Below are 745 nucleotides of genomic sequence, written 5' to 3'. Positions count from 1 at the left end.
GGGGTGGGGGTGGGGGTGCTCTGCTCGCTCACGTGCCCATCCTAGGTCCGCGCACCGCGCGTCGCCGGGCTGGGAACCGCGCCCCCGCTCCGGCAAGATGGGTGAACGTGACCGAAGAGAACACGACCTTCCTCCCGTCCCTGACCATCATCGGCGGCGGCCCCGGCGGCTACGAGGCCGCCCTGGTGGCCGCCAAGCTCGGCGCCCGCGTCACCGTCGTGGAACGCGCGGGGATGGGCGGCTCGGCCGTCCTCACCGACGTCGTCCCCTCCAAGACGCTGATCGCCACGGCCGACTCCATGCGCCGGGTGATGGCCGCCTCGGGCCTGGGCGTGGACCTGGGCGAGGCGCAGCCGCACGCCGACATGCACGCGGTCGACCGCCGCATCCTCGAGCTCGCGGGCCAGCAGTCCTCCGACATCCACCGGGCGCTGGAGAAGCGCGGGGTGCGCGTGGTGATCGGGGACGCCGTGGTCACCGGCCCGCACGAGGTGACCGTGCGCCGGCGCGGGATCGAGGAGGGGGAGGAGCCCGAGGTGATCACCTCCGACGCGATCCTCGTGGCGGTGGGCGCCAGCCCCCGCGAGCTGCCCACCGCCCGCCCGGACAGCGAGCGCATCTTCAACTGGAAGCAGGTCTACGCGCTCCAGGACCTGCCGGAGCACCTGATCGTCGTGGGCTCGGGCGTCAGGGGCGCCGAGTTCGCCTCGGCATACAACCCGCTCGGCGCCCGTGACGCCCGAGC

1 protein-coding gene is annotated in these 745 nt (G+C 74.0%); it reads left to right on the top strand.

Features of this window, described 5'->3' with window-relative positions; genetic code table 11:
• Positions 1-107: 107 nt before the first annotated feature.
• On the top strand, positions 108-745 hold a 638-nt coding region (locus tag MHY29_RS12205; protein ID WP_239241590.1), incomplete at its 3' end, for an FAD-dependent oxidoreductase.

This window comes from Micrococcus sp. ACRRV, assembly GCF_022346985.1.
GTDB lineage: Bacteria > Actinomycetota > Actinomycetes > Actinomycetales > Micrococcaceae > Micrococcus > Micrococcus porci.
Note: the sequence above shows the minus strand (reverse complement) of the source record. Positions and strands in the feature narration are given on the sequence as shown.